Genomic DNA, 9,003 nt, shown 5'->3' on the forward strand with positions numbered 1-9,003 from the left:
CTGGTCGCCGAGGCGTTGCAGGCGGCCGCCGACGGCCACGGCTCGCTGATGGTGATCACCGGCCCGCTCGGCATCGGCAAGACCGCGCTGCTCGGTGGTTTGCCCAGCCTCGCCGGCCTGCAGGGGGCGCGTGTGATGCGCGCCAACGGGGCCCTGCTGGAACAGGACTTCGCCTTCGGTCTCGTGCGCCAGCTGCTGGAACCGGTGCTGGCCGGCGTCGACCAGCGTCAGCGCGACGCCTGGCTGGACGGCGGGGCCGAACCGGCCCGCCTGGTGTTCGACGACCTCGACGGCCCGGACGAGACGCAGGAGTGGGAACACCTGCGGTGGGACGACGGCCGGCCCGACGGCGGCGTCCGGCACACCGTCCTGCACGGCCTGCTCATGCTGCTCACCAACATCAGCCTGCAGCGGCCGGTGCTGCTGGTCGTGGACGATCTCCAGTGGGCCGACCAGCCCTCCCTGCGGTGGCTGGGGTATCTGGCCAAGCGCTTGGGCGGCGTCCGCGTGACCGTCGTCGTCACGGTGCGAGAAGGCGATCCGCTCTCGGAGCGGCCGCTGGTGCGGGCCGTGACCGACGGCGCCCGCCGCACGCTGCGCCCCGGGCCGCTGTCGCTGGCCAGCACCCGGCTGATGGTGGCCGAGGAGTTCGGCGAGCCCGGCGAGGAGGACTTCGTCCAGGCCTGTCACGAGGTCTCCGACGGCAACCCGATGTTCCTCATGTCGGTGCTGCTGGGCATGGCCGTCTCCGGCTACCGGCCGATCGCCGCCGACGCCCCGATCGCCCGCACCCTGCTGCCGTCGCAGCTGCGCGAGCGGCTCACCTCGTGCCTGAGCAGCCAGCCTGCCGGCATCCAGTCCTTCGTCAAGGCCATGGCCGTGCTGGGGGAGCAGGCCGACGCCGAGCTGCTGGGGCAGCTGTCCGAGCTGGACCCGATCGGCTGCGTGGAGGCGGCCCGGGTGCTGGACCGGATGGGCCTGCTGGCCTGCACCACGCCCGTGCCGAAGTTCCTGCACATGGCCGTGCAGGACGCCGTCGAGCAGCTCATGCGGGCCGACGACGCCGAGCGCCTGCACCGGCGGTCCGCGGCCCTGCTGCACGCCGGCGGCTACCCGGCCGAGCAGGTGGCCGCGCACCTGCTGGTGATCAGCGCGGATCAGGACGACTGGACCATTCTGGTGCTCCGAGCGGCCGCCGACACCGCGTTGTCACGTGGCGCTCCCGAAGTGGCCACCCGCTATTTGCGGCGCGCTTTGCTCGATTGTTCATCGGACGGACCCGATCGCGCCATGCTGCTCGTCGATCTGGCCACCGCGGAATGCTGGTTCGATCCGGCCGCCGCCGTCCGGCACATTTCCCAGGCCGTTCCCTTACTTAGTTCGACGCGTGAACGAGCGCTGGCCGTGGCGCGAATCGCGCCGCCTTTGCTCGGCGTCGCCTCCTCGCCCGTGCTGGACGTGATCGCGCAGGTCGCGGCCGAGCTGGGGGATCCGGACAAGCTGACCGGCACCGACCGTGAGCTGGCGCTGTCGCTGGAGGCCCGGTTCCGCTGCACCCAGGCCGACAACCCGGCCCGGCTGGCCATGGCCGTGGAAAGGCTGCGTGAGCTGGGCGAACATCCCTCGCTGGAGACCCGCGGCGAGCGCGAGCTGGCGGCCGTTCTCGTGCATTCCGGGACGCTGAGCGGCAGCCTGCCGGCGGCCGAGGCCGTGCCGCTGGCCCGCCGCATCGTCGAGCACGAGCCCGCGGTGGCCAGCCATTCGCACGCCGCCGTGCCGCTGGTGGTCACCACACTGGTCGCCGGGGACGCCGACGACGTCGCCGGGCCGTGGCTGGACCTCGCCCTGAGCCAGGCCCGCCGGCAGAACGCCGTCGTGCCGCAGGCGATCATCACCACCCACCAGTCCATGATCCTCATGCGCGCCCGCCTGCTGGCCCAGGCCCGCGCCGCGGCCGCCGAGGGGCTCTCCCTGGCCGACGCCGACTGGCTGCGCACCGTCTCGGCGCCGACCAAGGCCCTGGCCATGGTGGCCATCGAGACCGACGCCGTCGACCTGGCCGAACGGCTGCTGGCCAAGTGCACCGAACGCGGCGAGGCGCTGCCCAGCCTGTGGCCGCTGCACATGGTCCGGGCCTGGCTCGCCGCCCGCGACGGGCGGCTCGGGCAGGCCCTCAACCACCTCTACGACCTGGGCCGGCGCACCGAGCGCATCGGCTGGCGCAACCCCGCCGTCGTGCCGTGGCGCAGCTGGGCCGCCGGCCTGCACCACCAGCTCGGCGAGCAGGGCGAGGCCGTCGAGCTCGTCCGCACCGAGCACGAGATGGCCCGCGAGTGGGGTTCGGCCATGGCGATGGGCCGGGCGCTGCGGGTGTGGGGGGCCATCACCCCCGGCGACAAGGGCGAACAACTCCTGCGGGACTCGGTTACAACGTTGGAGAACAGCGCCCACCAACTCGAGCTGGCCCGCGCGCGGCACGCCCTCGGGGCGCGGCTGGGCGGCGCCGAGGGGGACGCGCACCTGAGGCAGGCCGGTTCGGTCGAGTCCACCCCCTGGCTACCCGTACGGACCACTACTCCCACCCGTACCACCACCCCGAGGACCGAGCTGACCAAGACCGAACGCAAGGTCGCGATGCTCGCCGCGGCCGGCCGAACCAACGGGGAAATAGCCGATGAGCTGGGTGTTTCCTCGCGGGCGGTGGAGAAGCACCTGACCAACTCGTACCGCAAGCTGGCCGTGCCCGGCCGCGCCGGGCTGGTGGCGGCCATGCACGGACATACCGACTGACATCGTTGTCAGACGGGTGCGGGGGACCGAACCGCACCTACCGCACCCCTGCCACCCCACCGAACCAACAGAGAAGCACGACCACAGTGTTAGTGCCCACTAGTGCCCACGCCGTAGACGTCGTCGACATGGCCTTCATACGATCGTTCCGTACTCGAAGAACGGCTTATCCGCCTCGTTGTCAACGCCAACACAACCGGGGGTCCTCGTGTCCGAGTCCTACAGTCGGCCACTGAGCGTGGTCACCGAACTCGCCGACCGGCGAATGGTCGCCGACCAGTCCGACGACCTTTTCCGATCGCTTTTCGAGCGTTCCGGAGTGTGCATCGCCGCTCTCGATCCGGCATATCGGGTCCTTGAGGCGAACGCCGACCTGTTCCACCTGCTTGACCGCTCCGCGCCCGAGGTCACCGGCCGCGAGTTCACCGATCTGCTGCACCCCGGCGTGCGGGCCGGGCTGCGCCGCCAGTTCGCCAAGCTGACCGAGGGCAAGCGCGGCCGCTTCACCGAGCACGTCGTCGCGATGCGCCCCGACGGCACCGTCGTCGCCGGCAACCTCACCGCCGTCGCCGTGCGGGCCAACAACCGGGTCGCCGCCTCCATCCTCATCCTCATCACGCCCAGCAACCCGGCCAAGTCCGGCCGCGTCGTCGTCGACCAGAGCAAGGTCCTGACCGACGTGGACGCGCGCATCCTCGAAGGCGTCGCCGCCGGCGTCTCCACCGTGCAGATGGCCTCGCAGCTCTACCTGAGCCGGCAGGGCGTCGAGTACCACGTGAGCGCCATGCTGCGGAAGCTCAAGGCCCCCAACCGTCCCGCGCTGGTCTCCAAGGCCTACGCGCTGGGCATCCTGTCCGTGGCCACCTGGCCGCCGCGCGTGCTGCCGGACTACGTGAAGTGATCGCGCCTCGCGACCACGACCTGTTCGCGGCCGCGACGAGTGCGTTCGACCGGCTCGACCCCGTGATCGGCCGCTACGGCCGGCCAGGGCGGGCGCTGGACGTGCGCATCGCCAACAGCCTGCCGCGGAGACTTCAGGTGATGGAGATGCGGGACAAGCACTACCGTGACACGCTCACGGGACTGGGTGTCCCGGTGTGGGACTCCTACGACGAGGACGCGGTGCAGCTGCTGTGCACCGAGGACGACCGGCCCGTCGGCAGCCTTCGGCTGACCGCCAACACCGAGCACTCCGGCGATCTGCACGACGACTTCTCCGGTGTGCCGTCCGTGGTGGCGCCCGGGCGTTTCGCGGTCGTCGGGCGGGCTCTGGTGGTGCCGGAGCAACGGGCTCATGGGGTGTTGACGGCCGTGGTGCACGCGGCGTGCCGATGGTGGCTTCGGCATGGCGGCAGCGCCCGGCTGGTGGTGACCTGCTTGTCGGCAACGGTGCCGGCAGCGGTTGCCTTCGGCGGGCGGGTGCTCACCGAGCCGCTGCCGCTGGGACCTTGCGGGGTTCCCGTGGTGCTGGTCGAGGTGGACGCCCGGCGGGCCGTGGACAACGGCTGTCGGTGGCTGGGTCAGCATGGGTGGTCGGTGGCGTGAAACGGGTTCTGACGCCGACCGGTCATCCCGCCTGGCTCGCGACCAGTTACGCCGACGTGCGCCTCGTGCTGTCCGACGCCCGTTTCGGCAAGGCGCCGCTGGCTTCCGGTGGCGAGACCACCCGGTCCGGGCGTTTGCTGCCGGGGCTGCTGTTCACCACCGATCCGCCCGTGCACACGTCTTTGCGTGACGAGCTCCTGGCCGCCATGCGTATGTGCCCCAGCCGGTTGCTGCGGGATTCCCTTGCGGGTGAGGCGGATTCCTTGCTTTCTGCGATTTCCGGCGACCTGGTCGGCTCCTACGCCGCGCCGTTGGCCATGTGGGCCATCGGCTCCTGGCTGGGAGTTCCTGCTGAGGACTACTCACGTTGCGCCGAGTGGTCGTCCATCGTGTTGTCGTTGAACAGGTTTCCGGGTTCGGTGGTCGAGGACGCCCAGTGCGCCTTGATCGACTACCTGGAGGGCCTGGCCCGGCGTCGGGTGTCCGAGCCGCAGGCCGACCTGTTGACGGCATTGACCGTGACCGCCGCCGTGCCGGCCCCGCTGGCCGCGACCGTGTTGGCCACCGGCTACGAGACCCTGGTCGCCGGCATCGCCAACGCGGTGTTGACCTTGTTGACCGCCGGTCCCGGCTTCTCTTCGTGGCCCTCGTCCCGGGTGGAGGTCCGGCGCCTGGTCGACGAGCTGCTGCGGTTCTCGCCCCTCGGCGGCACCCTGCGTTCCCGCTGCGCCTTGGAGGATGTGCCGATCGGTTCCGTCGTCGTCGGCAAGGGCGAGGTCGTGCTGGCCGCCACCGGCCCCGCCAACCGCGACCCTGCTCGTTTCGTCGACGCCGAGCAGTTCTGCCCGGCCCGCCGCGACAACCGGCACATGGCCTTCGGCGTGGGCGAACGCTTCTGCGCCGGCTCCCAGCTGGCGGTCATGGTGCTGACCATTGCCTTGGAGCGCATAGCCTTCCGCTACCCTGGCGTGCGGTTGGCCGTCGACCCGTCGGACGTGGTGGTCTTGGAAGGCGCCGCCGAACCCCGCCCCGTCTCGCTCCCCGTCCACTGGCTCTGAACCCCCCGCGAGTCACGCTCTCCGGCAGGGTGAATGTAGGTTTCGGGCAGTCCGTTTTCCTACCGGAAGTCGATGGCCTGTGAGCAGCACACCCGATCTCGGGCCGATGCCCCAGCGCATCACCGTCGACACCTCCCAGGTGCGCCGGTTGATCGCCGAGCAGTTCCCGCAGTGGGCCGGGCTGCCCGTTCGGCCCGTGTCTCGCGGCGGTTGGGACAACTTCACCTTCCACCTCGGTGACTCCATGGTGGTTCGTCTGCCCAGCGCCGCCGAGTACGCCCTGGCCGTCGCCAAGGAACACCGTTGGCTGCCGGTCCTTGCTTCTGTCTTGCCTTTGCCCATTCCTGTCCCGTTGGCTTTGGGCCGTCCCTGCTCCGACTACCCCTTCCCGTGGTCGGTCTACCGCTGGCTTCCTGGCTCTCCCGCCAGCGTGGATGGTGTCTCCGACCCCATTCGCTTGGGTGTTGACCTTGCCGGGTTCCTCGCCGCCCTCCAGTCCGTCGACGCCGTCGATGGTCCTCCGCCGGGCAAGCACAACTGGTTCCGCGGTGCCACCCTTCGCACCTACGAATCCCAGGTGGAGCGCTCGCTTTCGGCTCTGTCCGGTCACATCGACGTCGCCTCGGCCCGCCAGATCTGGGCTGCGGCTTTGGACTCTTCTTGGGACGGCGTCTCCGTCTGGTTCCACGGCGACTTCGCCCCGGGCAATCTTCTGTTGCGGGACGGTGAGTTGGCGGCCGTCATCGACTTCGGCACCTGTGGCGTCGGCGACCCCTCTTGCGACCTGGCCATCGCCTGGACCCTGCTGACCGGTTCCAGCCGCGAGGCCTTCCGCGACCGGCTGCCCGTCGACGAGGGGACTTGGCTTCGGGGCCGGGGCTGGGCCCTGTGGAAGGCCCTCGTCACCTGCCGCCAGACCCAGGGCCGTTCCGACGCCGACGCGCTGGAGGCCCGCCGGGTACTGGGTGAGATCTTGCTGGGGTAGCCAGCTGATTCCCTCCGCGAGTCACGCTCTCGGGCACACCGAAATACGGTTTCGGGCAGATCCGCGAGTCCCGCTCTGGGGCAAGCATGTGTTGAGTTGATGGCTGTCTGAGCGCGGGACTCGCCGGTTGGTGGCGAACCCCCGCGAGTCACGTTCTCGGGCGCCGGGGCGAGTTCCGCCCTCGGGCATTTTTCAGCATGGTTGCGCTAAGCAGGTTGCCAGAAGTTGTGTCTGTAACCCCATGAGTTGACCTTGCCGCGAACGCGAAGAGCCCCGTCGGGTTGGATTGAGTTACCACACACAACCGACCCGACGAGGCCACCACCAGTATGCGCCCCGCGCATGTCTACGCCGACATAACCCCCGCCCAACACCTCGAACTGGTCGCCGCGCTGCACGGACCCTGCCGAGTCGCCACCCGCATCGTCATCGTCATGCTGTCCGCGTCCGGAATGAGCACGCCCGAGATCGCGCAACTCCTGCACTACGAGCCAGTCACAGTGCGCCGCTGGATCACACGACACACCAACGAAGGCATCAGCGGACTACCCGACCGAGCCCGCAGCGGACGCCCCCGCCTCGGCAGCCCCACCCTCGGGCAACGCATCCACACCCTGCTACAAACCCCGAAAGCCTGGACCACCGCACGACTCTGGCACGCCGCCCGACGCCCCGAGATGAGCCTGCGCACCTTCTACCGACGCCTCCGTGAACACGCCAGCTGGCGACGCCCCCGCCTGATCGCCAAAGGCGACCCCGACCACGACACCACCTGCGCCGCCATCGCCGCCCGCGTCGCCGCACTCCCCACCGGATCCATCGTCCTGGCCGAAGACGAAACCCACCTCGACCTGCTACCACGCGTCCGATCGTGCTGGATGCCCACCGGCCTGCGCCACCACATCCTGACCCCCGGCAGCAACATCCGCCGCACCCTCCACGGCGCGGTCAACCTCGCCACCGGCGCCTGGCACCACCACGTCTCCGTCAAGAACGTCTCCGTCGTGTTCTGCTACTTCCTGCACCAGCTACTCAACGCCTACCCCCACGCACCCGTCGTCGCGGTCATCTGCGACAACGGCAGCACCCACCACAGCGCAATCACCCGCCGCTGGCTGGCCAAGCACCCACGCCTGACCCTGATCGAGGGCGCCAAATACAGCCCGCAGGACAACCCCGTCGAACGCGTCTGGGCCGGCCTCAAACACCACATCGCCAACACCGCGCCAACCACGATGGCCGGCCGCGTCCGCCAAGCACACGCCTACTTCCGCCACCGGACCACCGAGCAGAACCTGATCACCGCCGCCCCCTGGACCAGCCCCTGGCTACCCGAAGGTTACGGACAAGACTTTTGGCCAGGTGCTTAGGTGGGTGGGCCCGAGGACGGGACTCGCCCGCCCGAGAGCGTGACTCGCGTTGCTGGGGGCGCGCAGGTGAGCTTGTGGCCCTGGTCGCTTGCTCTGGGCCTGGAGGATTCGCTTGCCTGGGTTGGCGGCCAGATCTGGTCTTTCTGGGCCTGGCGGTCCTCGACAGCGGAGTCGCCGGCTCTGCTTGGTTTCTCTGATCTGTCGGTTCCGCCAGGTCGCGGCTGTCGGCCAGCTTCATTCCGCCCGGCCAACTTCACTCCGCTCGGCGAGATGGACCTCACCTATGGCCGGACGGCGAGGATCTGGTGGACGCTCATCTTGTCGTCGGCGAAGGCGAGGGCGTTGTCGGCCAGCTGGAGGCGCCAGATGCGGGCGCGGGTGGGGCCTGTGCGGGTGATGATGTCGTCCCAGTTGGCGTCGAGGGCGTGGCGCCAGGCGTCGATGGTGCGGACGTAATGCTCCCGCATGGACATGACGTCCTTGATCTCCAGGCCGGCGTCGCGCAGCTGGGAGAGGGTGCGCTCGACGGGGCGGGTGGCCATGGCGGGCGTCATGTAGGAGCCGGTGAACATGCCGCCGCCGGAGGTCTGCTGCATGAGCAACTGGCCGCCGGGGCGCAGGAGGCGGTGCAGGGTGGCGCAGTAGGCGGGATAGTCCTTGTCGCTGACGTGTTCGCCGGTCTCGATCGAGGCGACGGCGTCGAAGGGACCGTCGGTGATGTCGCGAGGGGCGATGCGCTGCACGGTGACGGAGGAGGACAGGCCTCGCTCGGCGGCTGCGGCGCGGACGAAGTCGCACTGGGTGGGGGAGACGGTGATGCCGGTGGCGGTGACGCCGTAGTGCTCGGCGGCGTGCAGCACGAGGGATCCCCAGCCGCAGCCGACGTCGAGCAGGCGCATTCCCTTGGTCAGAGCCAGCTTCTGGCACACGAGATCGAGCTTGTCCTGCTGGGCGTCGGACAGGTGGTACTCGGGACCGTCAGAAGTCCAGTAGCCGCAGGAACGAGCCAAGGTGTCGTCCAAAATGGACGCGGGGAAGTCCACTGTGGGGCGATCGGTCTCGACGGGCGGGCGCCGGCCGCCGACGCCGGTGCGGGCGATCAGGCCGATCAGCCGGGGCCAGTGAGCGGGACCTGGCGGACCCTGGGCGTGGACGTGGGCGACGAGTTCGCGGCAATGGCGGAGCCCGGCGGCGAAGTCGCCGTCGATATCGAGGTGCCCGGTCACGTACGCCTCGACGAGTCCGGACCTCCCCG

General features: G+C 69.9%; 7 protein-coding genes. 6 read left to right on the forward strand and 1 reads right to left on the reverse strand.

The window, feature by feature from the left end:
• The 6 genes from KUTG_RS39825 to KUTG_RS39850 all read left to right on the forward strand — a co-directional run.
• Window positions 1-2,790: helix-turn-helix transcriptional regulator (locus KUTG_RS39825; RefSeq protein WP_052395943.1), on the forward strand; the 2,790-nt coding region annotated here is incomplete at its 5' end.
• Between the two features lie 208 nt (window positions 2,791-2,998).
• Window positions 2,999-3,691, forward strand: a complete 693-nt coding sequence (locus tag KUTG_RS39830) for a LuxR C-terminal-related transcriptional regulator (RefSeq protein ID WP_232241209.1) — start codon at window positions 2,999-3,001, stop codon at window positions 3,689-3,691.
• Entirely contained in the window at window positions 3,688-4,335 is a 648-nt protein-coding gene (locus tag KUTG_RS59515) for a GNAT family N-acetyltransferase (RefSeq protein ID WP_043724382.1), read from the forward strand. Before KUTG_RS39830 ends, KUTG_RS59515 begins: the two co-directional genes overlap by 4 nt.
• Complete coding sequence (locus KUTG_RS39840) at window positions 4,332-5,393, forward strand: cytochrome P450 (protein WP_157495105.1); 1,062 nt, start codon at window positions 4,332-4,334, stop codon at window positions 5,391-5,393. Before KUTG_RS59515 ends, KUTG_RS39840 begins: the two co-directional genes overlap by 4 nt.
• A gap of 106 nt (window positions 5,394-5,499) precedes the next feature.
• Window positions 5,500-6,378 carry an aminoglycoside phosphotransferase family protein gene (locus tag KUTG_RS39845; protein ID WP_052395944.1) on the forward strand — a complete coding sequence of 293 codons (879 nt, stop codon included), beginning with the start codon at window positions 5,500-5,502 and terminating at the stop codon, window positions 6,376-6,378.
• Window positions 6,379-6,707: 329 nt separating this feature from the next.
• Entirely contained in the window at window positions 6,708-7,748 is a 1,041-nt protein-coding gene (locus tag KUTG_RS39850) for an IS630 family transposase (RefSeq protein WP_043715403.1), read from the forward strand.
• Window positions 7,749-8,029: 281 nt separating this feature from the next.
• Here the strand turns inward: KUTG_RS39850 and KUTG_RS39855 are convergent.
• The coding region (locus tag KUTG_RS39855; protein WP_063753627.1) for an SAM-dependent methyltransferase at window positions 8,030-9,003 on the reverse strand (974 nt) is incomplete at its 5' end.

The organism is Kutzneria sp. 744, assembly GCF_000568255.1.
Classification (GTDB): domain Bacteria; phylum Actinomycetota; class Actinomycetes; order Mycobacteriales; family Pseudonocardiaceae; genus Kutzneria.

Excerpts from the sequence above, each read along its gene's own strand:
- KUTG_RS39845 (WP_052395944.1), top strand. The coding sequence starts at position 5,500 with ATGCCCCAGCGCATCACCGTCGACACCTCCCAGGTGCGCCGGTTGATC.
- KUTG_RS39850 (WP_043715403.1), top strand. The coding sequence starts at position 6,708 with ATGCGCCCCGCGCATGTCTACGCCGACATAACCCCCGCCCAACACCTC.